The following is a 20,758-nucleotide window of genomic DNA, read 5'->3' on the forward strand; positions in this document are numbered from 1 at the left end:
ACGACGAAAGGCGGTCTCCGCAGGTGCGGTGACCGCCTTTCGTCACGAGTTCATCGACGCAGACCGAGGCGCTTGATCAGCGAGCGGTAGCGCTCGATGTCGGTGGCCTCGAGGTAGCGCAGCATGCGCTTACGTCGACCGACCAGCAGCAGCAGCCCACGGCGGCTGTGGTGGTCGTGCTTGTGGGCACGAGAGTGCTCGGTGAGGTCTTTGATGCGCTGCGTGAGCATCGCGATCTGGACCTCGGGGGAACCGGTGTCGCCCTCGGTGGTGGCGTACTCGGTCATGATCTGCTGCTTCACGTCAGCTTCCAAAGGCATGGAGGCACCGACTCCTTCTTCATCTCGTTGCGCGGTGCGCCAGGGCATGTTCACCTGGGCTCTGTTGGTCCGCGGCCGGTATAACGGCAGTCGCAAGACTAACAGCGGCGCACTCCCCCGCCCTAATCGGTTGCGTCAACCTGCTCGTCGTGCTGCTTCTGCGCTGAGAACGGGTACAGACCTTTCGACTCGAGGTCATCTCGAGCGGTGCTCTGGGGGCATCCAGCGAGCACCGTCACCAACCCAACCTAGGAGCTCACCGATCTCATGATCACTCTGGGAATCATCCTGCTTATCGTCGGCCTTCTCGTGAAGATCCCCGTCATCACCACCATCGCCGTCATTCTCGTCGTCGCGGGGGCGGTGCTGTTCCTCCTGGGCGCCACCGGGCGGGCCATCGGCGGCCGGAAGCACTGGTACTGACCGGGCCCGTCGCAGCAGACTCTGAGCCGACGCCCCCCGCACTCCGGTGTGGGGGGCGTCGTTCGGTGCGGAGCCCATCGGGGCGCTACTGAACTACGGGTGTCACTCGCTCTGGCCGGCTGTGGACGTTCATGAGGAACGCAGGCGCGACACAGCGGCATCCACCGCCTGTCGGTCGCTGGTAGGCGACCACGCCCCACCGTCGAGCACGACCCAGATCGCGAGGTCGCCCGAGACGACGAAGAGCGAACGGGCCCGCCCTGACGGCGAGTCCGGGCTCGACACGCTGCCGACCAGCCCGCTCGTCTCGCCGAGCCGGCCCGGTCTCCCTCCGGCGCACGTGGCCACGGCCGAGCGCAGCCAGGCCAGGGCGGCCTTCCCCGCCCTTCCGGGCTGGCGCCGCATCGAGTGGTAGCTGACGATCCGTTGTGCGCTCGTGGCTCCTGCCGGCGAGGCGGCCACCGTCACCCGGGCCTCCCCCGTGACGAGGCGGTCGAGCCCGAAAGCGAGCACTTCCTCGTCGGGCCCCTGCGCGGTGAAGGGGTAGCTCACCGTGCAGTCGGGTTCAGCAGGGCGCTTCGCCGCGCAGCCGGCCCGGTGCCGCGACACGGTCCGGCTCGCGTTGAAGGAGGTGGCACCGAGCCCCGGCCAGATCGCGTCGGGCCGGATCGGAACCGCATCCGCTGTGAGCTCCACCGTGCTCACGCAGAACGAGCTCTCCGGAACCGGCGTCATCGCAGGATCGGCTGTGGGCGCGCTCTGCCCCTCCCCACCGACCACGGTGAAGCGACCATTGGGCGAGGGCGAGGGCGAGGGCGAGGGCAGCACGGTGGCTGCACTCGGTGACGCGGGCGGTGCTGGGCTCGGGGTGCAAGCCGACCCCAGGATGCCGGTCAGCGCGACGACGAGCGCGACGGTCGGCCAGCGCCGCGACCCGGCGAAGACGGTCATCAGGTCGGCGGGCTCAGCCGCGAGCCGGTGGGTCGCCCGCGGCGAGGTCGACCTCGTCGCCGACGCTGATCGTGCCCGAGGACAGCAGGCGGAACACCGTGCCACCGCGGTTGTGCAGTGCGCGCGCTGCACCCGGCCCGATGCCGTCGTCGAGCAGCCGGCAGGGCGCAGCGATGCGCACCACCTCCAGCTCGACGCCTCCGATGGTCATCCGGGTGCCCGGCCGGGTGGGTATGTCCCCGCCCGAGATGGTGATGTTGCGGCGGGTCAGCCCCGGCTCGACGGGTCGGCCGAGGTCGACGGACGCGGCCTGGAGCCCTTCGCTCGACTGCACCGTCACGTGCCGGTGGCGGCTGCCGTGGTAGCGGTCACCAACCAGCCCCGCGCCCGCCTCCGCCTCGACGCTGTCCACCGACTTCATCGGGAGCCGTCTGCCCGGGGCGATGTGGATCGAGACCACCGTGGGTTTCACTGCGCTGGCTCCTTCGTGATGGCAGCGATGGCACTGCGGGCGGCACGTTCCCGGGTCGCGGCGCTCCACCCTGCGCCGTCGACGACCAGCCAGATCAGGTCGCGGCCGGCCTGGGCGAAGACGAAGTTGGCGTCTTGGAAGGCCCGCACCGCCATGACGCTCTCGCGCTGGCCCACCAGACCGTCGATGCCCAAGTGGCCCGGCCGCCCGCCCGCACAGGTGGTGACGGCAGTGGCCAGGCGCGCCCGCGCCGACTCGAGATCAGCCGCCGACTCTCCTGACGGTGGGAAGTGCAGCACGGTGTAGAGCACGGCGGCCTGCGATGGGATCGCGCCCGAGGGCGGGGTGACTTCGGCGTGCGCCTCGCCCGTCGTCAGACGGTCGGCGCCGAGGCCGAGCAGGATGTCGTCGTCGGAGGCGGCAATGTACGGGAAGCTGGCGTAGCAGGTGGTCTCCAACGGTCGGCGCTCTACGCACGACGGGTCGACACGACGCACGGTCTCGGTGCCGCTCCGCCCTCGGTGCACGGAGTCGGGCCAGATCACGTCTGGCTGCAACGGCGCCGCCGACGTGAGGGTGTGGGTGACCGAGCACAGGCTGGCCTCCGGAACCGCTGTCATGCCGGGGGCCAAGGCCGGTTGCGACTCGGCTGCCCGGCTTCCCGGTGTCGGGGAGCCCGGCGGCAGAGGAACCCCGGCATCAGAACCGGTGCCAGAACCGATACGCGCGACCGGCCCCGCCTGGGTGTTGCCCGTGCCCCGAGTCGGCGATGGGGGCCCCGCCGGGCCGTCGGTTCCCGTCGGGGCGACAGGGGTGCCGGAGGTGCAGGCCCCCGTCAGCAGTACCGCGAGAACGACCCCGGCCGCTCTGCGCCCCGCGCCGGGCAACATCCGGATGACGGCCGGTCAGAAGTTGATCATGTGCCCGGCGATGCCGTGCACGGCCTCCTTGACGGCCTCGCCGAGGGTGGGGTGCGCGAAGATGGTGCGCGACACCTCGTCGGCGGTGAGGTCCCAGGTCTGGGCGAGGTTGAGCACCGGGAGCAGCTCGGTGACGTCGGGCCCGATCATCGCCGCCCCGAGGATCTCGTTGTGCTCGGCATCGGCGATCACCTTGACGAACCCGACCGGCTCGCCGAGGCCCATCGCCTTGCCGTTGGCCGAGAAGGGGAAGGTGGCCGTCTTGACGTCGTGACCGGCATCCTTGGCCTGCTGCTCGGACAGGCCCATCGAGCCGATCTGCGGCTGGCAGTAGGTCGCCCGCGGGATGAAGGCGTAGTCGATGGCCATCGTCTCGGCGCCGGCGATGGTCTCGGCGGCGACGATGCCCATGGCCTCGGCGACGTGGGCGAGCATCAGCTTGGCCGTGACGTCACCGATGGCGTAGACGTTGGGCACGTTGGTGCGGCAGAACTCGTCGATAGCGATCGCGCCGCGGTCGGTGAGGTCGACGCCGATGGCGTCGAGGCCGTAACCGTCGGTGCGCGGGGCGAAGCCGATGGCCGACAGCAGCCGGTCGGCCTCGAGCACCTGCTGGTCTCCGCCGGCGGCCGGGCTGACCGTGACCTTCACGCCCGAGCCGGTGTCTTCGACCGCCTCGACCTTGGTGCTGAGCATGACCTTCACGCCGAGCTTCTTGTAGTGCTTGGCCAGTTCCTTGGACACGTCGGCGTCCTCGGTCGGCACCATGCGGTCGAGGAACTCGACGATGGTGACGTCGACACCGAAGTTCTTCATCACGTAGGCGAACTCGACGCCGATGGCGCCCGAGCCGGCGATGATGATGGAGCCGGGAAGGTTCTCGTCGAGGATCTGCTCCTCGTAGGTCACGACGTTCTCGCTGACCTTGACGCCGGGGATCATCCGGGTCACAGAGCCGGTCGAGATGATCAGGTTGTCGAAGGTGACGGCCCGCTTCTCACCGTCGTTCAGGGCGATGTCCATCGAGGTCGGGCTGGTCAGCGTGCCCCAGCCGTCGATCTCCTCGATCTTGTTCTTCTTCATCAGGAAGTGGACGCCTTTGACGATGCCTGCCGAGACCTGGCGGCTGCGCTTGAAGGTCGGCCCGAACGACATGGTGGCATCTCCCTCGATGCCGTACTTCGCCTTGTCGTGGGTGAGGGTGTGCGCCAGCTCAGCGTTCTTCAGCAGCGCCTTGCTCGGGATGCAGCCGACGTTGAGGCACACCCCGCCCCAATACTGCTTCTCGACGACGGCGACCTTCTTGCCGAGCTGCGAGGCGCGAATTGCCGCCACATAGCCGCCGGGACCAGCACCAAGAACCACCACATCGTAATCAGCCATGGCTGACACCCTATCCGGGCCGGAAGGCCCATTCGCATCCGTGCCGCGCCACTTCCGAGACGGCCCGAGTCGCCCTTCGTTCGTGGGCCCCGAGCCCTCGCGGTAGGGGCTGCCACGCCGATGTCACGGCGTCGATGAGAAAAACATCGTGGCCAGGCCGCACATTCCCCCGGCGCGGGGGTAGGTTCCCCCCGCACGGTCGGACATCTTTCGGCCCTCACCAACGGAGGTCACCGCGTGAGCACCCCCCCGCAGCACCGTGACGCACCACCCGCGAACAAGGGCCTGCTGGCCATCGCCGTCGTCTGCCTCTCGCTACCGATCATCGCCCTCATGCTCGTGGGCACCTACGCCAAGGACGGCCCCCGATTTCTCGACTTCCCGTTCTTCATCTGGTACCAGTTCCTCTGGGTGGCGCTCTGTTCGATCCTGACGTACACCGCCTACCGACTGGTGCTCAAGGCGCGACCGCACCGACCGATGAACCCCGAGGGCACCGAGTTCCTCACTGACGCGGCAGACGAGCCGAACGGTGCTGCCAACGACGGGGAGGCCGGCCGATGAGCACCCTCAAGCTCGCCCAGGCCACCGGTGGCGTCAACGTCGTCGCCCTCACCGTGCTCATCGTCTTCTTCCTCGCCGTCGCGATCGCCGGTTTCTGGGCGGCCCGCTGGCGCCGGCCGGCCAGCATGGACAGTCTCGAGGAGTGGGGCCTCGGGGGCCGTTCGTTCGGCACCTGGGTCACCTGGTTCCTGCTCGGCGGCGATCTCTACACCGCCTACACGTTCGTCGCCGTCCCCGCGGCCATGTTCTCGCTGGGCGCCGTGAGCGGTTTCTTCGCTGTGCCCTACACCATCGTGCTCTACCCGATCATCTTCGTGTTCATGTCGCGCCTGTGGTCGGTCTCGCACCGGCACGGCTACGTCACCCCGGCCGACTTCGTGCAGGGCCGGTCGGGTTCTCGCGCCCTGACCCTGGCCGTGGCGGTCACGGGCTTCCTCGCGACGATGCCCTACATCGCACTCCAGCTGGTCGGCATCCAGGCGGTGCTCGAGGTGGCCGGCGTTGGCGGCGGCGGCAACTGGGTGGCCAAGGACGCCCCCATCTTCATCGCCTTCGTGGTGCTGGCCCTCTACACCTACACCTCGGGGTTGAGGGCGCCGGCGATCATCGCCTTCGTCAAGGACATCCTCATCTACATCGTCATCATCGTGGCCGTCATCTATCTGCCGTCGAAGGTCGGCGGCTGGGGCAACATCTTCAACGCCGCCCAGCAGAAGATGGAGTCGACCAACGCGGTGACCGGGAAGGCGACCGGGGCGTTCATCCCCGGCGCCGGGCAGTACTGGGCCTACGCCACCCTGGCCCTCGGGTCGGCCATGGCCCTGTTCATGTACCCCCACTCGGTCACGGCCACCCTGTCGGCCAAGAGCCGCAACACCATTCGCAAGAACGCGGCGATCCTGCCGGCCTACTCGTTCCTGCTCGGGCTGCTCGCCCTCCTGGGCTGGGTGGCCATCGCCGCCGGCACGAAGCCGATCGGGCTCGACGGCAAGCCCAACCCGCAGCTCGTCGTGCCGCAGCTCTTCGAGGACTTCTTTCCCTCGTGGTTCGCGGGCGTGGCGTTCGCGGCCATCGCGATCGGAGCGCTCGTGCCGGCCGCGATCATGTCGATCGCCGCCTCGAACACCTTCACCCGCAACATCTACAAGGCGTGGATCAAGCCCGACGCGACGCCCAAGCAGGAGGCGAAGGTCAGCAAGCTCACCTCGCTCGTGGTCAAGGCGTTCGCCCTGGTCTTCGTGCTGGGTCTCGACAAGACCAACGCCCTGAACTTCCAGCTGCTCGGCGGCATCTGGATCATGCAGACCTTCCCGTCGATCGTGTTCTACCTCTACACCAGGTGGTTCCACCGGCGCGCCCTGCTGCTGGGCTGGGCCGTCGGCATGGTCTACGGCACCGTCTCCGCCTACAACGTCGTCAACCCGGCGACCAAGGCGCACTTCGGAGGCTCGGTGGCCGAGATTCCCGGGCTCGGCGAGATGGGCTACATCGCGCTCACCGCGTTCGTCCTCAACCTCATCGCGGCCGTGGTCTTCACCCTGGTCTTCCGGGCTTTCAAGGCCGACGAGGGCAAGGACGAGACGATCCCGGCCGACTTCTTCGCCGATGCGGGTGACCCTCGCGTCGAGAAGCTCGACACCTCCGGCCCGGTGACGCCTTCGTCGCACTGACCAGTTTCTTCAGACGGATGCCGCTGGGCCGGGTCGCGCGTACGTGCGACCCGGCCCAGCGCTGTCAGTCGTGGGCTCTTTCCCGGGGTAGCGCCGCAATGGCCTCGTCGACGTCGAGACCGGTCACCTGCAGCAGGTCGACCACGACCGAACGGGTCTGGGCCAGGATCGTCTCGGTGGCGAGGCTCGCGGTGCGAGGAACCTCGCCGCTCAGGACGGCGACCCGCTCGAGACCCGACCGGCCAATGGTGGGCGACGCATTCTCCGAGAGCGCCCGAGCGACGACGTCGGTGGCATCGGCCAGCGCCCTGATCAGCTCGACGTAGGCGGCCGGCATCGCCTCACCGTTGCCGACCGCGACCGTGATGCGCCGCACCAGCACCCGGGTGCTGCCGAGGGCTCGATCGAGCGGTTCGACCAGCTCGGCCATGGCGCGCACGCCGACCCGTTGCCGGTGCGGGAACGGCGAGCTGGTGAGCACCGACAGCCCCTCGTCGGCCGCCGTGCGCAGCTCGCGCAACAGCGACTCGGTGCCGCGAGCCGAGGCCAGCACGGCGGCCACGCCATCGACGTCGCCGTCGACGGCGCTGGCGACCGTGCGACGCAGCAGCTCGCTGATCTTGCGCACCACCTCGGCGGCCGCCACCCGAGGTCGCCGAAGGGGCGCCTGCGGCACGACCGTCGCGGCGACGAGCGCCACCCCTCCACCGATGAGCGCGTCAGCCCAGCGGGTGAAGGCCTGCCCGGGGCTCGCGACCAACACGGTCACCACGATCCCCTGCACCCCTGACTGGATCACCAGCAGGGGGCCGCCGTCGAGCAGCAGCGCGAACGACATCGAGACCAGCACCACGGCCGTGACCTGCCACGGTCCGGTGCCCGCGAAGTGCACGAACACGTCGGCGGTGAAGACGCCGACGGCCACGCCCACGGCCACCTCGAACACCCGGCGCTGGCGCTGCCCGTACGACATGCCGAGACAGACGACCGCCACGATCGGAGCGAAGAACGGCGAGCGGTGCCCGAAGACGCTCGTGGCGAGCCACCAGGCGACCCCGGCCGCGATCGAGCACTGCGCCAACAGGAAGGCCTTCGACCGCAGTCGCTCGAGGCGGGTCGTCAGCGACAGCCGGCTGCGCGCATACGCTCGGTCGAGCCTCTCGATCACCGGAGAGTCGCTCTTCAGGTAGTCGTCCACGCCCCATCCTCCCAGCCTCACGCGCTACCCAGCCCACCCGACCACCGGAACCGGACCACGACGCAATCCCCCGTCCGCCACTGGTGGAGTCAGAGACCGAGGCTCACGATGGCGTCGAAGATCTGCCGGACCGCCGGAGCGGCCACCTTCGAGCCGGAACCACCCTGGCTCACCACCACCACGACGGCATACTTCGGTGTGGTCGTCGGGCCGTACCCGGCGAACCAGGCCGTGGCCTGCTTGCCGAAGACCTCGCCCGTGCCGGTCTTGCCCGCGACCGGGTAGCGACCCTGCGGGAAACCGACGAAGGCGCTGCCGGCCGAACCGCCCGGCCTCGTGACGTCGGCCAGGGCCGAGCGCAGGTACGCCCCGACGTCGGGGCGTAGTGCCGCCGTGGCCACCTTCTTCGGCGCGATGCCGGTGACCGTGCCGTCGGTCGAGCGGTAGCCGGCGGCGACCTGCGGCTGCCAGAGGGTTCCGCCGTTGGCGACCGCGGAGTACACCTCGGCCATCTGCAGAGGCGTGACTGCGAGGTCACCCTGCCCGATCGAGAAGTTGATGGCGTCACCGGCCCGGTACTCGTAGCCCGACCGGCAGTTCTCGGTCGCGAGGGAGCGCAGGTAGGCCGCCCGCGTCGGGTCGGTCTTCGCCACCTCCGGGTAGCCGGTGGTCGCCCGCTTGCAGGTGACGTCCTTGGTAGCGAGCCAGTTGGCCTCCTTCCAGGCGCGGTCGGGCAGGCGGCCGGCCGACTCCCCCGGCAGGTCGATACCGGTGCGGCGACCGATGCCGAAGCTTCTGGCCATGGCGACGAACGGGTCGTCGACGGTGGGCGCTGCGGCTAGGCCGCCGAGTCGTTGCCAGGCCGCGTAGGCGAACCGGTAGAAGACCGTGTCGCACGAGACGACGATCGTCTGGTGCAGGTCGATCAGGCCGTAGCCGCGGGACTCGTAGTTGTTGAAGACCCGGCCCCCGACAGTGAGGTTAGGCGAGCAGTCGTACCGGCCGTCGAGGCTGGCCCCGTCGTCGACGGCGGCCGGCACCGAGATCACCTTGAAGGTCGAGGCGGGTGGAAAGGTCTCGGAGGTGATGCGCGACCGCAACGGGGCGCCGGATGCCGGGCTGCTCAGCCGCGCGAGCGTGGCGGCGCTGATGCCCCCGGCGAAGACGTTCGGGTCGTAGGTCGGGTAGCTGGCGGCGGCCACGAGCGCGCCGTTGGTCACGTCGACGACGACGGCCGCGCCGGAGTCGGCCCGCTGCTTCGCGGCTCTGGCGCCCGCCACGGCCGAGGCCAGGGCCGCCTCGGTGCGGGCCTGGAGCCGGGCGTCGAGGTGCGTGACGACATCCTGGCCGTTGACGGGTGCGGTCTGGGTCAGGGTGCCGGTGACGATGCCCCGGGGGTCGATCGACACCACGGAGGCTCCGTTCGTGCCCCGCAAGACCGTGTCGTACTGCGCCTCGAGCCCGCTACGCCCGACGACATCGTCGGGGTCGACCCGCCCGTCGCTCCCCGAGACGTCATCAGCACTGGCGCGGGCGACGTGACCGAGCAGATGCGCACCGTTGGCCCGGTCGGGGGCCGGATAGTCACGCACCGGCTCGGCGACCACCCCGACACCGGGATACTTCTCGGGCTGCTCCACCAGGGTCAGGGCCCGTCGCGCGTCGACCCCGGTGGCGATCGGGATCGGCACGTACGGCGAGCCGTTGAAGCAGGCCGGCGCGGTCGGGGCCCCCTTCGTGCCGCACAGCTTGGTCTTGTTCCACAGCTGCTCGAACGGCAGGCCGAGGGCCTGCGCCACGTCGGCGACCAGCTGTGCGCCCTCGTCGTCTGCGTCGAGCAGCACCCCGCGCTCGACCGTGACGGCTGTCGTGAACGTGTTGGTGGCCAGGGGCTTTCCGGTGCGGTCGAGGATCCGCCCGCGCAACGCGTGCTCGGTGACCGTGCGGGTGTTGACCGCCTTCGCGGCCGTGACGGCCGCTGGGCCCTGCACGAGCTGCACCTGCCCGAGCCGGCCCACGAGCAGGGCGAAGAGTGAGGCCATCAGGGCGATGACCACCCAGCCGGCACCACCCCCGCGCCGGCGCGATGGCCGGCGGGTCGGCAGGGAGAGCCCGGAGCGTCGGCCTCCTCGGCTTCGTCGACTTCGGCGGCTTCGTAGACGGGCCATGTCAGCCGAGCCTGCGGCGCACCAGCGCCCGGTCGGCCGAGAGAAGCGCCGGCAGCGCGACCAGGCCGACGACCACCGTCGTCACGAGGACGCCGAGCCGCTCGGTCGGCGCCACGCTGCCCTCCGCGAGCGCAGCCGAGCCCAGTCGTCCGGCCTCGACCACGACGGTGGCGGCCAGCAGGGCAGCAGACGGCCGCAGTGCAGCACGTGACGAGGGGCTCCGGAACGTGCCGGCGACCGCTCCCGCCAGCATGGTCACGAGCGCCGTGAGGCCGAGCGGGCTACCGACCGGCGGAACGAGCTCGACGAGCCAGCCCGCCGTGAGGCCCACGATCGCCCCGTGCTGCGGCCCCCGCAGAACAGCGGTCGAGACCACCCCGATGAGCACCAGGTCGGGCATCCAGTCGCCCGGGACCCCGAGTCGCGGCAGCAGCGTGGCCGTCAGCAGAGCCGCGACGACCAGGTAGGCCGCCCGCGCGAGACCCAGCGTCGTGGGCCTCACGGCTTGGCCTGGGGAGGGGCGGCACGGGTGGGCGCGGGCGACCGCGGCACCGAACGCGCCCGGGCCACGAGCACGCCCACGACGTCGAGCGTGTCGGGGTCGACAGCCGGTCGCACGGTGCCGGCTCTCGTCAGCCGCCCGGGTGACCGGGTCGGGGTGAGGCTCGGGTCGGGATCGACGGCGATGACGGTTCCCACGAGCAGCCCAGCGGCATAGGGGGTGTCGTCGACGCTGCCGAGGGTGCGCACGAGATCACCCACTGCCGGGGTGCCCGGCTGCACGAACGACAGGCTGAGCGTGCCCCGGCGACGGACCACCCGGTCGGATGCCGTGGGCGGCCCGACCGTGGCCAGCTGTCCTGCCGCCCCGACCCGCACCCCGACGACGGCGCCCGCGGAGCCCAGCACCTGCACATCGCAGGTGAAGGGAGCCACCGTGACGACCCGACCGACGAGGCCACCGGCCGCCACGACCGTGGAGTCGACCTTGATGCCGTCACGTGAGCCCGCGTCGAGGGTGACGCTGCGCCCTCCGACAGCGCTCAGCCCGGCGGCGACGACTCGCGCAGCGACCAGCGTGTGGCCGGCGGCCGGGTCGGAGTCGAGCAGCGCCCGCAGCCGGCTCAGCTCGGCCCGGTCTTCGGCCCGAGCCGCCGCAGCGCCACGCAGGCGCAGGTTCTCGGCCTCGAGGCGTGCGACCTCGTCGGCGGGCGCTGCTGACAGCGCACGCTGCACAGGCCCCATGACCATGGCGGCCCCGCCGCGCACGGCGGCGGCCACAGGTGACCCGGCAAGGTCGGCCGCGAGCAGGGCGAGGGTCACAGCGAGAAGCCCCCCGAGGAGCCGCCGGCCCGACTGCTGCTGCATGAGGAACCTACCGGCGCTGGTCGCCGACGAGCACGCGTTCAAGACTGCTGAACTCGTCGACGCATCGACCGGCACCCCGCACCACGGATCGCAGCGGGTCATCGGCCACGTGGACCGGCACCCCCAGCTCGTGCCGCATGCGCTCGTCGAGGCCGCGCAGCAGCGCCCCACCCCCGGTGAGGGTGATGCCGCGGTCGATGATGTCGCCGGAGAGCTCGGGCGGGCAGACGTCGAGCGTGGCCCGCACCATCTCGATGATCTGCAGCACCGGAATCTCGATGGCCCGGCGCACCTCGGCCGAGCCCACCTCGACGGTCTTCGGCAGCCCGGTGGTGAGGTCGCGGCCGCGCAGCCTGGTGGTCAGCTCCTGACGCAGGGGGAAGACCGAGCCGACCGCGACCTTGATGTCTTCGGCGCTGCGTTCGCCGAGGAGCAGGGCGTACTCGCTCTTCACGTGGTTGATCAGGGCTTCGTCGATCTCGTCGCCGGCGATGCGCACCGAGGTGGAGGTCACGATGCCGCCCAGGCTGATCACCGCGACGTCGGTGGTACCCCCGCCGATGTCAACCACCATGTTGGCGGCGGTCTCGTAGACGGGCAGGCCGGCGCCGATGGCAGCCGCCATCGGCTCCTCGATCATGTACACCCGTCGCGCGCCGCAACGGGTAGCGGCATCCTCGAGGGCCCGACGCTCCACGCCCGTCACCTCGCTCGGCACGCACAGCACCATGCGAGGACGGATCAGCCGGGTACGGCGCACCTGGTCGATGAACCAGCGCAGCATCCGCTCGGTCTCGTCGGCGTCGGAGACGACACCGTCGCGCAGGGGTCGGATCGCCCGGATCGTGCCGGGTGCCCGCCCGAGCATCTCCTTGGCTCGAGACCCGGCCGCGATGAGGCGGCCGGTACCGACCTCGACGGCGACCACCGAAGGTTCCTCGAGCACCACGCCTCGACCTCGCACGTGGATGGCGGTGTTCGCCGTGCCGAGGTCGATCGCGAGGTCGCGCCCCAGGGTCGGCCAAGTGGTCATGGCCGGATTGTGTCCTGCCCGGCAGGCCTGCCCGAGCGCATCCGGTGAGTGTCGCCCAAACTGTGACGGATGGTGCGCCTGTGACAGTGCACAGCATCCGGATCGACCAGGATCGGGGAGATGACCTTCGCTACGTCGACCCCTCTACCGGTCAAGTGACGTGGCTCAGGGCTTGGCCAGCCCTGACTGGTAGGCAAGCATCACCAGCTGCGCCCGGTCACGGGCGCCCAGCTTGGCCAACAGGTGGCTGACGTGCGTCTTCACCGTGGAGTGGCTCACGAACAGCTCTTCGGCGATCTCCAGGTTCGACAGTCCACGGGCCACCGCCACGAGCACGTCGACCTCACGCTCGGTCAGGGCCGGCAGCGACAACCGCCTTTGGCGACTGGCGTCCGCGACGACGAACTGCTCGATCAGCCTGCGGGTGACCGTCGGAGCCAACAGTGCCTCCCCTGCAGCTATGACCTTCACGGCGGCCACCAGGTCTGCCGGCTCGGTGTCCTTGAGCAGAAAGCCGCTGGCTCCCGCCCGCAGTGCGCCGTAGACGTACTCCTCGTCCTCGAAGGTGGTCAACACCAGCACCCGGACGTCGCCGGTCTGCTGGCTCGACACGAGATGCCGGGTCGCCTCGATGCCGTCCATTCGCGGCATCTGCACGTCCATGAGCGCGACGTCGGGCTTCAGCTGCCGGGCCAGCGCCAACGCCTCCACGCCGTCCGCAGCCTGGCCCACCACCTCGATCCCCGGATCGGCGCCCAGGATGAGCGCGAACCCACCGCGGACCAACGCCTGGTCGTCAACCACCAGTAACCGGATCACGTCATACCGCCGGTCTCGTTCGCAGCCAACGGGATCCGCGCCGTCACGAGGTAACCGCCGTCGTTCGACGGACCCGCCTGAAGGTCACCCCCGTAAACCGACACCCGCTCGCGCATCCCACTCAGGCCGAGACCGCTGGCGGCGGCCCAGTCCGCCGGGACCACCGAGCCGTCCGGTCCGAGCCGCCGCGTCTGCAAGGAGGCGCCGACGCCGTCGTCACGAACCCTGATGGACAGCCAGTCGGTGTCAGCCGCGACGGTGACCTCGACCGAAGATGCCGACGCATGCTTCAGGCAGTTCGTCAGGGCTTCCTGAACGACCCGGTAGGCAGCCAGCTCCACCCCCGGATGAGAACCCGTGCTGAGTGCGCTCGATGCCCCGATGGCCAGGTGCAACCGGATCGGGAGGCCGGCCGCCTCAACTCGGGCCACCAACGCCGGGAGGTCGTCCAGCCCGGGCGAGGGCTCTATCCGCGCGGGGGTCTCCTCATCCTCCCGCAGCCGCCCGAGAACCCTGCGGATGTCGGCCAGCGACGACCTACCGGTGCTGGCGATCTGTTGTAGGGCTACCCGAGCGGCGGCAGGGTCGTGGTCGAGCATCTGCTCTGCGGCACCGGACTGCACCACCATCACACTGACAGCGTGGCCGAGCACGTCGTGCAGCTCACGGGTGATTCGCAGTCGTTCCTCGGCGGTGGCGCGGGAGGCCCGCTCACGCTCCATCTCGGCTTGGCGCCGCGCGGCCTCGACCTCGTACCGGGCCTCGGTCGCGCGGACGGCGTGCAGCTCGCGGCGTTCGCGAACCCCCCAGCCGATAACCCAGCCGCCGACGAGCAGCGCCACCTGCACCAAGGCACCTTCGAGGCTCAGATCAATCGGCCCGAGCGCTGCCGCCGAGACGATCCCCACCGCGAGCACCGCAACGGAGGCCTTGGCCGCGCGCCTCGAGCCCCAGGCGGTACAGGTGTAGAAGGCGACGACCACTCCAAGCGAGGTCGCGCCGACCGAGTAGCGAAAAGTGATCAGCAGCAGTAGCCCCAGGAGACAGGCCAGCAGCACGGCCAGCGGCCACACCCGGCGCAGGGCAAGAGGGGCGACGGCTGCGACCGTCAACAACACGCCCAGAGCATCGGGGCTGCGGTTCGCCGGGATGGCATCGAGACCGGTGACCTGGAACGCGACGGCGACGGCGACGACGGCCGTGGCCAGCACCACATCGCCGGCGGTGGGCCGTGAGAACAGTCGCGGGCGTTCGTCTGGATCGGCTGCTGCGGTGCTCACGGTTTCTCCCGGCTGTCGGTCACCGATCACTGTAGGCCGGGCGCAGGCTCAGCAGCCTCCGTCTGCAGAATGAGATCGCACGATACCGACCTCGTTCTGCCGGCCATCGGCTGTGGCCGGTGGGCTGACGCCATCAGACCCGGAAACGAAGATCGTGATGGTCATGAGAAAACTTGCGAGACGCCATCCCCTCACCCTCTTCTTCGTGCTGGCCGCCGCCCTCTCCTGGTGGCCGTGGCCCTTCTATGCAGCCGGCCTGTCGTCGGTGCCCATCGCGGGCTTCGGCCCGTTCCTGGCGGCCGCCACCGTGCTCGGCCTGACTCGTGGCCGCGCCGGGATCGGGAGTCTGCTGGGCAGCATGGTCCGTTGGCGGGTTCCCCTCCGTGCCTACCTGCTGGCTCTGGGAACACCATTGCTGCTCAGCGGCGCCGCCGTCGCGCTGAACCTGTGGCTCGGGGCCTCGCGGCCGTCGGCAGCTCTCCTGGGCGCCTGGGTCGAGATCCCCATGACCATGATGGTCATCCTGCTCGTGCCCGGGCTCGGCGGTGCGTGGGAGGAGCCCGGCTTCCGAGGCTTCGCCCTCGGTCGCCTTGAGCGGCGATGGGGCCGGATGACTGCCCCGCTGGTGCTGGGCGTGCTCTGGGTGATCTGGCACCTCCCGCTGTTTGTGGCCGGTCAGATTCTGCCGACCGACGTGCTCACGGTGATCGCCGCCAGCATCGTCATCGCGGCCGTGTTTCATGTCGGTGGCGAGAGCGTGCTGATCGCGATGCTGCTGCACGCCACTAACAACGCCGTCGGCGGCGGCTTCGCCAGCCAGCTGTTCGCGGGTGCCGACCTGGAGCGGCTCGGCTGGCTGACCGCAGCCGCGTGGTGTGCAGCCGCAGGAGTCGTGCTCGCCGTGCAGGCCGGCAACACGTTGCGTCGTCGTCGTGAAGAGACACGATCAGGTCGACCGGATGCTGCAGAAGTCGCCGAGCACATCGGTATTGCGGTGGGTCAGGCATCCAGCCAGGAGCCGACCGGCAGCGTGACTTCAGTCAGGAGCTCCAGCACGGCCACTGCGGAGCGGCATTGGTAGGTGTCGCGTCGGTGTGCCCTGACCGAGCTGGCCTGTGGTGCAGAGCCGGAGGATCACCGTGGCTGCCGCGGGCCCTGGGCCATGCTCCGGCGCCCGATGACCAGTCCGACTGCCACCACTGCCAAACCGGCGACAATGAGGAAGAGGTAGCTGCCCCCCTGAAAGATTCGGACCAGGGCCACGATCTCAATCACCGCTCCCGCCAGTACCAAGAGCAGAGACACGAGGCCGAGGTCGTTGATACGACGCAGGCGCCCCAGAAGATTTTCCTTCACCATGTTCGTACGCTAGCCCGGAAGCCACCATGAGACCCCCGTCGGCCTGTCGTCCCTCCTTAGCTCGGCGCGCGCGTCGTGTCGCTGGGGGGGTGGTCGGGTCGAGGTCGAAGGTGCGGCCGTAGTCAAGATGCGCCGCGATCCACTGGGTCCCCCCTCCCCCAAAGATATGTACTCGGGGCTTTCGGCCACGAGTTCACCTCATGCTGCAACCGGTGCGAGATACAGGGCACACGCGTGGCGGCGATGCTCCCCACGACCAGGTCGGCTGCCGGGTAAGCGAACGTGGCACCGTCGAGGCCCTGCTGGATGCCGTCCCCCGCGTTGTCGAACCGCACCGGGTGAAGGTCAACCCATCTGCCGGGGCCACCGGCCATCTCCAGGCGCACGGGGAGCCAGTCGGTCTGGGCGGTGAAACCCATCTCCTCGAGCTTCGTGCGAGCGGTCTCAAACGTATCGGCGTCGATCGCCAGGTCAAGGTCGCGGTGCTCGCGGGTCGCTTCACCGTGGAGCGCGTCGACTCCCTAACCCCCGGTGAGCCGGTAGCGGACACCCGCATGCTCGAGGGCATCGAGGACGAGGACCACCTCATTGGTTCGCATGAGGCGTGAGCATGCCAGGTCTGCGGTGGCGTCCGCCCTCGAAATGGCGGCCTGCGCGACGGAATCTGGGGAGGGATGTAAGGGATGGTTGGCGACCGGACTCTCTTGTCAAACAGGAGATCCCGTGGAGTTCTGCGTCCGGGCTCGAGTGGTCGTCGGGGCACCCGGGCGTCACCTCGGCGCCCAGTCGGGGTGCGCGTAGACCAATCTGGGCTTTCGCCGAGGCCGCAGCTCCTCGATCAGAAGCACCGGTCCGCGCAGCAACCGCCACGGAAACACCCCGGTTCGGTCAGAGCGCTCGAAGATGCACGTTGGTACCCCGTCCTCTACGTAGACGAACCCCTGCAACACACTGCCGTCGATAGAGGACGGCGGTCCGACGACGATTCGCAGACGCACCTCGCCACCAAGGAACGGCGTCAGGGCGTCTCGAGCCTCGGGTTGCCAGTCTTCGGGCCAAGCTATGTGCTCCACGCGCACAGTGTGCCCGGCGGAGAGGGTGGATCTCTGCACATCGGCAGGACTTGTCACTGACAGGTCCTCGGTGAGCCGCCCTTCCGAGGCTGTCGGCCACGCGTCGGCAGGGCCGCATCTGACGCTTGACCTGACCAGCCCCCGGAGCACTTGCTTACCGGGCCGGTTGTCGAAGTAGGCAATGTCGGGTTGCCCGAAGCGGGCCCCGGCTGCCGGCTTCGATGGGACTTGCACCAACTGCACAGTGCACTCAACCACCGGCGGCGCGAGCGGGAGCTCACCTGGGTAGTGACGAACCTGCGCACCGCCCGGATGACGGACACGGACCTCGTCATGCGCGTCACACAACGGCTCCAGCGGCCGGCGGCCGACCTCATGCATCCCGCGAGACGGTGAACAGTGACTGCGACCATCGGCTGGGCACGCCGCGAGTGACCTCGACCTTGAAGTCCCAGCCCGCGCACACCAGGCCCTGCTCTGCGCTGAGGGTGATGAGGTCAGGCCGACATGGGCGCGTCTCGAACGGCGTCGCTCGCCCGAATGAGGCATGCCGAGATTCCTCTGAGGAGATCTCCCCAGGTTGTGCACCCAGGGAGATCTCCTTCGTCGACGATGAAACGAGTCGGCGGTCAGTGCCGGTCAATGCCGGTCAGTGCCGGTCAGTGCCGGTCAGTGCCGGTCAAGTGCGCTTCACGGTGATGGTGGTTCCGTTGCTGTCACCATCGGGGTCGCTGTTGGCGATCGACGCGTACGTTGACGAGGCCTTGGCGACGTTGGTCACCCTGAGCACCGTCGACAGGGTGGACCGGCCGAGGGAGAAGCCGCCCAGCGTGCAGGTGCCGTTCGTCGCCGTGACGCAGGTCAAGGTGCCCTTGTGGCTGGTGAAGGTGGCGCTGACGGTTGCCCCTGAGACGGCTCTCCCGGTTGCGTCCAGCACCGTGGCGGTCACCCTCGGTTGCCACTTTCTCAACGACGAAGCGGCGGTGGCATTGTCCAGGTCTCCGATGTGGTGGGTCGCCGGTGGCGGGGTGGACGTGGGCGTCGGAGTGAAGATGGCGGCCTGGTTCTGGAGCACGACGTAAGACGAGTCGTAGTTCCTGTCGCTGTACCCGCCCGCGGCCAGGACCGTTCCGTTGGCCAGGGGGGTCAACGTGGCGTGGTCAGAGTTCCGACCGGGCACATCGGCCCAGGTGCGGGCCGTCGGACTGTAGACGTGGTCGACGTCAGCGGTGCTGCTGCCGCCGGTGGCCAGGATCGAACCGTTCGGGAGTGAAACGAGCACGTCACCGCTGTACAGGGTGCCGGCGTCAATGGTCCAGCTGCCTGTGGTCGGGTCGACCTCCATGACCGTACCGGCACTTTGGGGGAACCAGAGGTAGTTCAAGACGCCGCCGCCGAGCATGACGTTGCCGTTGGGCAGGGCCGCGACGGTCACGTTGCGGTCGCCGGGATTCACCGGTGGCACGGGCAGGGTCGTCCAGGTGTCGGTGGCCCAGTGGTAAACCGATGGCCCCGTCATCGGCGCGCCTGGCATGCAGCAGGAGTACTCCATGGCCCGAAGGGTCACGACGTCACCGCTGGCCAGCATGGTCGTGTCGTTGTTCGACGGTCTGGTCATGGCAGGCGCCGCGCCCAGGGCCCGCCAGGTGCGGTTGGCCGGGTTGTACTCGGCAGCTATGTCGCCCAGCACGAAGATGTGACCGTTGGGCAGCGTCGCGGCGAAGGTGGTGCTGTAGGTGGGCTCCGGCATAGGCGGGCCGACGGTCCAGACGTTGGTGGCCGGGTTGTACAGCTCGGTGGCAGTGCCCGCGCCCCCCGCGACGAGGACCGTGCCATCGGGCAGGGTCACGGCGGCGGCGTCGGCCACGGCAACGGGCAGGTCGGCAGCGGCCTGCCAGGTCCCGGTGCCGGGGTCGTACACCTCGCTGCTGGACAGCACGGCTTTGCTGGATACCCCGCCGGCGACCAGCACCCGCCCGTCGGCGAGGCGGGTGGCCGTGTGGCGCGCGCGAGCAGTGCTCAGAGGAGCGGTCGCGGCCCAACCGCTGATCGTCGCGGTGGGCGCTGCAACACTCGCTCCTGCGGGCGAGGCGACCACGAAGGCCGTCGCAACCATGGCGCCGGTGGCGACGAGCACGCCGGCAAAGCGGGTGAGGACGCGATCGCGGCGGCGTCGGTGCCCGGTCACCGGGCTTCCTCGTTCGATGGTGGATTGACTGGACATGGTGCGCCCTTCGGTCTGGTCAGTGGCGAACCGGTCCGTGACGGCCCCGTCGTCTCTAACGTCAATAGATGTGTCTCTTAGATTGACGTTCTACCAGGGTTCTGTCAATACACCTTGTTTATAGAGATTCGGTCGTCGACCATCGGCCCCAGGGCGTGCCCGTCACCGAGCAGGCAGAGCGCAGCGATCAGGAGCCGAGGTGGGGGAACCAGATCGCGATCTCGCGGGCCGCCGACTTGGGCGAGTCAGACCCGTGCACGATGTTCTCCTGGACCTTCAGGCCCCAGTCGCGGCCAAGGTCGCCCCGGATGCTGCCGGGCGCCGCCTCGGTGGGGTTGGTAGCCCCCGCCAGGCTGCGGAAGCCCTTGATGGAGTCGTGGCCCTCGATCACCACGGCGGTGACCGGGCCCGAGCTCATGAACTCGACGAGCGGCTCGTAGAACGGCTTACCCTCGTGTTCGGCGTAGTGCGCGGCGAGGGCCTCACGCGTCGGGGTGAGCACGTCGAGGGCGACGAGCGTGTAGCCCTTGGCCTCGATGCGGCTCAGCACCTCACCGGTGAGACCACGGCGGAAGCCGTCGGGCTTGACGAGGACGAGGGAGCGTTCGGTGGTCACCCGGTCACCCTATCGGCCGTCCGGAGCCGTCTGGCTCGGCGGCCCGGCTAGGCTCGTCCCCTCCGGCCGCCGCTGCTGCCCGTCGGGCGTCGAGTCGGTCGACCTTGTCGCCCTGCACCAGGCAGCCCACCCAGAGGGCCAGAAAGATCAGCCACACGAAGAACATCATGGGCACGACGAGAGCGCTGAGCAGGGTCAGCCCCTGGATCACCCACCCGAACGTGACCCCCCAGGGCCGGCGCATCGAGCCCGCCGCCAGCACACAGAGCACCGCCAGACCGCAGCCAACCACCAGGTAGGTGGTGCCGCGTCCCTCACCACCGCCGGATGCCGTCACCGCCCTCGCCACCAGGGCTCCGAGGAACAGGCAGACCGACTGGCCGGCCAGCACCGTGGCCAGCATCCGATAGGTGAACTTGCCCGTGATGCCGTGGAAGACCAGGCCCCGCATACGATCCCCCGCTCAGTAGTTCTGGGTCGTGTCCCAGGACCGGATGATGGCCTGCGCCTCGCTCGAGCTGGCCCCGGTCGCCTCGGCGTACAGCCGCATCGCGTCATCGCGGCGGTCACCTGCAACCAGCTCGCTGATGCGCATTCTGGCCTCACCGGTGAGGCGCCCCTCGGTCCACGACGAGGCCGCGTCGCGCACTCCCGGGCCGACACCCGGCACGAACCAGGTGTCGATGGTCTTCTTCGCGTCGGCCAGGGGCACCCCCGTGGCGTCGCGATAGAGCTTGATGGCGTTGATCTTGTGCCCCGCCGAGATCTCACGGCTCACCTCGGCGCGCACGGCCTCCGTCAGGCCGCTGCGTGTGCGCTCGCTGTCGCGGCGGCCGACGATGCGCCCGTAGAGCACCACGCCGGCGGCGACGAGGGCGAGAATCAGAACGAGCTTGACGATGGGAGGCACGCTCTCA

The 20,758-nt window shown here is 69.5% G+C and carries 22 protein-coding genes; 4 read left to right on the forward strand and 18 right to left on the reverse strand.

Annotated elements, in window-relative coordinates; translation table 11 throughout:
* Positions 1 to 50: 50 nt before the first annotated feature.
* Positions 51 to 320, reverse strand: a complete 270-nt coding sequence (gene rpsO, locus BA895_RS09860) for a 30S ribosomal protein S15 (RefSeq protein ID WP_070191706.1) — start codon at positions 318 to 320, stop codon at positions 51 to 53.
* Between the two features lie 267 nt (positions 321 to 587).
* Here rpsO and BA895_RS23910 point away from each other — a divergent pair, with 267 nt between their 5' ends.
* The gene (locus tag BA895_RS23910) at positions 588 to 743 is read left to right on the forward strand and encodes a DUF6131 family protein (protein ID WP_175442291.1); all 156 of its coding nucleotides are present in this window, start codon (positions 588 to 590) and stop codon (positions 741 to 743) included.
* 129 nt (positions 744 to 872) lie between these two features.
* On the opposite strand, the gene BA895_RS09865 is transcribed toward BA895_RS23910, so the two are convergent.
* From BA895_RS09865 to lpdA, 4 genes are all read right to left on the reverse strand, one after another.
* Complete coding sequence (locus BA895_RS09865; RefSeq protein ID WP_070191707.1) at positions 873 to 1,694, reverse strand: hypothetical protein; 822 nt, start codon at positions 1,692 to 1,694, stop codon at positions 873 to 875.
* A gap of 13 nt (positions 1,695 to 1,707) precedes the next feature.
* The gene (locus tag BA895_RS09870; protein WP_254666407.1) at positions 1,708 to 2,166 is read right to left on the reverse strand and encodes an MOSC domain-containing protein; all 459 of its coding nucleotides are present in this window, start codon (positions 2,164 to 2,166) and stop codon (positions 1,708 to 1,710) included.
* A complete protein-coding gene (locus BA895_RS09875) occupies positions 2,163 to 2,786 on the reverse strand; it encodes a hypothetical protein (protein ID WP_070191708.1) in 624 nt (207 codons plus the stop codon). Before BA895_RS09875 ends, BA895_RS09870 begins: the two co-directional genes overlap by 4 nt.
* A 285-nt stretch (positions 2,787 to 3,071) precedes the next feature.
* Positions 3,072 to 4,469 carry a dihydrolipoyl dehydrogenase gene (gene lpdA, locus BA895_RS09880; RefSeq protein WP_070191709.1) on the reverse strand — a complete coding sequence of 466 codons (1,398 nt, stop codon included), beginning with the start codon at positions 4,467 to 4,469 and terminating at the stop codon, positions 3,072 to 3,074.
* Positions 4,470 to 4,706: 237 nt separating this feature from the next.
* On the opposite strand from lpdA, the gene BA895_RS09885 reads away from it, so the two are divergent.
* Entirely contained in the window at positions 4,707 to 5,033 is a 327-nt protein-coding gene (locus BA895_RS09885; protein ID WP_070191710.1) for a DUF3311 domain-containing protein, read from the forward strand.
* On the forward strand, positions 5,030 to 6,703 hold the full coding sequence (gene mctP / locus BA895_RS09890) for a monocarboxylate uptake permease MctP (RefSeq protein WP_070191711.1): 1,674 nt from the start codon (positions 5,030 to 5,032) through the stop codon (positions 6,701 to 6,703). Before BA895_RS09885 ends, mctP begins: the two co-directional genes overlap by 4 nt.
* 64 nt (positions 6,704 to 6,767) lie before the next feature.
* Here the strand turns inward: mctP and BA895_RS09895 are convergent, their stop codons facing one another.
* The 7 genes from BA895_RS09895 to BA895_RS09925 form a co-directional block, all read right to left on the reverse strand.
* On the reverse strand, positions 6,768 to 7,901 hold the full coding sequence (locus BA895_RS09895) for an aromatic acid exporter family protein (RefSeq protein WP_070191712.1): 1,134 nt from the start codon (positions 7,899 to 7,901) through the stop codon (positions 6,768 to 6,770).
* 89 nt (positions 7,902 to 7,990) lie between these two features.
* Positions 7,991 to 9,958 carry a penicillin-binding protein 2 gene (mrdA, locus tag BA895_RS09900; RefSeq protein WP_070191713.1) on the reverse strand — a complete coding sequence of 656 codons (1,968 nt, stop codon included), beginning with the start codon at positions 9,956 to 9,958 and terminating at the stop codon, positions 7,991 to 7,993.
* Between the two features lie 112 nt (positions 9,959 to 10,070).
* Positions 10,071 to 10,571 (reverse strand): rod shape-determining protein MreD, encoded by a 501-nt coding sequence (gene mreD, locus BA895_RS09905; RefSeq protein WP_070191714.1) that lies wholly within the window; start codon positions 10,569 to 10,571, stop codon positions 10,071 to 10,073.
* Positions 10,568 to 11,437, reverse strand: a complete 870-nt coding sequence (gene mreC, locus BA895_RS09910; RefSeq protein WP_175442292.1) for a rod shape-determining protein MreC — start codon at positions 11,435 to 11,437, stop codon at positions 10,568 to 10,570. The genes mreD and mreC overlap by 4 nt, the downstream gene beginning before the upstream one ends.
* Before the next feature lie 7 nt (positions 11,438 to 11,444).
* On the reverse strand, positions 11,445 to 12,470 hold the full coding sequence (locus BA895_RS09915) for a rod shape-determining protein (protein WP_070191716.1): 1,026 nt from the start codon (positions 12,468 to 12,470) through the stop codon (positions 11,445 to 11,447).
* A gap of 165 nt (positions 12,471 to 12,635) precedes the next feature.
* Positions 12,636 to 13,274, reverse strand: a complete 639-nt coding sequence (locus BA895_RS09920; RefSeq protein ID WP_254666408.1) for a response regulator transcription factor — start codon at positions 13,272 to 13,274, stop codon at positions 12,636 to 12,638.
* Between the two features lie 11 nt (positions 13,275 to 13,285).
* The gene (locus BA895_RS09925; RefSeq protein WP_139142594.1) at positions 13,286 to 14,569 is read right to left on the reverse strand and encodes a sensor histidine kinase; all 1,284 of its coding nucleotides are present in this window, start codon (positions 14,567 to 14,569) and stop codon (positions 13,286 to 13,288) included.
* A 163-nt stretch (positions 14,570 to 14,732) separates the two neighbouring features.
* Here BA895_RS09925 and BA895_RS09930 point away from each other — a divergent pair, with 163 nt between their 5' ends.
* Positions 14,733 to 15,650, forward strand: coding sequence for a CPBP family intramembrane glutamic endopeptidase (locus BA895_RS09930; protein WP_175442293.1), 918 nt, complete (start codon positions 14,733 to 14,735; stop codon positions 15,648 to 15,650).
* Between the two features lie 53 nt (positions 15,651 to 15,703).
* On the opposite strand, the gene BA895_RS09935 is transcribed toward BA895_RS09930, so the two are convergent.
* From BA895_RS09935 to BA895_RS09965, 6 genes are all read right to left on the reverse strand, one after another.
* Positions 15,704 to 15,928, reverse strand: a complete 225-nt coding sequence (locus BA895_RS09935) for a hypothetical protein (protein ID WP_070191720.1) — start codon at positions 15,926 to 15,928, stop codon at positions 15,704 to 15,706.
* A gap of 122 nt (positions 15,929 to 16,050) precedes the next feature.
* On the reverse strand, positions 16,051 to 16,398 hold the full coding sequence (locus tag BA895_RS24905) for a nucleotidyltransferase domain-containing protein (RefSeq protein WP_371327710.1): 348 nt from the start codon (positions 16,396 to 16,398) through the stop codon (positions 16,051 to 16,053).
* 1,282 nt (positions 16,399 to 17,680) lie between these two features.
* Entirely contained in the window at positions 17,681 to 19,225 is a 1,545-nt protein-coding gene (locus BA895_RS09950) for a kelch repeat-containing protein (protein ID WP_083283182.1), read from the reverse strand.
* A 187-nt stretch (positions 19,226 to 19,412) separates the two neighbouring features.
* Positions 19,413 to 19,841 (reverse strand): nucleoside-diphosphate kinase, encoded by a 429-nt coding sequence (ndk, locus tag BA895_RS09955; RefSeq protein WP_070191724.1) that lies wholly within the window; start codon positions 19,839 to 19,841, stop codon positions 19,413 to 19,415.
* 4 nt (positions 19,842 to 19,845) lie between these two features.
* Entirely contained in the window at positions 19,846 to 20,292 is a 447-nt protein-coding gene (locus tag BA895_RS09960; RefSeq protein ID WP_070191725.1) for a DUF4233 domain-containing protein, read from the reverse strand.
* A 12-nt stretch (positions 20,293 to 20,304) separates the two neighbouring features.
* A complete protein-coding gene (locus BA895_RS09965; protein ID WP_070191726.1) occupies positions 20,305 to 20,751 on the reverse strand; it encodes a hypothetical protein in 447 nt (148 codons plus the stop codon).
* Between the last annotated feature and the right edge of the window lie 7 nt (positions 20,752 to 20,758).

This window comes from Humibacillus sp. DSM 29435, from assembly GCF_001758225.1.
Taxonomy (GTDB): Bacteria; Actinomycetota; Actinomycetes; order Actinomycetales; family Dermatophilaceae; genus DSM-29435.

Coding starts and splice junctions, on each gene's coding strand:
- BA895_RS09865 (WP_070191707.1), bottom strand. CDS start 1,694: ATGACCGTCTTCGCCGGGTCGCGGCGCTGGCCGACCGTCGCGCTCGTC.
- mctP (WP_070191711.1), top strand. CDS start 5,030: ATGAGCACCCTCAAGCTCGCCCAGGCCACCGGTGGCGTCAACGTCGTC.
- BA895_RS09875 (WP_070191708.1), bottom strand. CDS start 2,786: ATGACAGCGGTTCCGGAGGCCAGCCTGTGCTCGGTCACCCACACCCTC.
- BA895_RS09960 (WP_070191725.1), bottom strand. CDS start 20,292: ATGCGGGGCCTGGTCTTCCACGGCATCACGGGCAAGTTCACCTATCGG.
- mreC (WP_175442292.1), bottom strand. CDS start 11,437: ATGCAGCAGCAGTCGGGCCGGCGGCTCCTCGGGGGGCTTCTCGCTGTG.
- BA895_RS23910 (WP_175442291.1), top strand. CDS start 588: ATGATCACTCTGGGAATCATCCTGCTTATCGTCGGCCTTCTCGTGAAG.
- lpdA (WP_070191709.1), bottom strand. CDS start 4,469: ATGGCTGATTACGATGTGGTGGTTCTTGGTGCTGGTCCCGGCGGCTAT.
- BA895_RS09950 (WP_083283182.1), bottom strand. CDS start 19,225: ATGTCCAGTCAATCCACCATCGAACGAGGAAGCCCGGTGACCGGGCAC.
- BA895_RS09930 (WP_175442293.1), top strand. CDS start 14,733: ATGAGAAAACTTGCGAGACGCCATCCCCTCACCCTCTTCTTCGTGCTG.
- BA895_RS09915 (WP_070191716.1), bottom strand. CDS start 12,470: ATGACCACTTGGCCGACCCTGGGGCGCGACCTCGCGATCGACCTCGGC.
- rpsO (WP_070191706.1), bottom strand. CDS start 320: ATGCCTTTGGAAGCTGACGTGAAGCAGCAGATCATGACCGAGTACGCC.
- BA895_RS09935 (WP_070191720.1), bottom strand. CDS start 15,928: ATGGTGAAGGAAAATCTTCTGGGGCGCCTGCGTCGTATCAACGACCTC.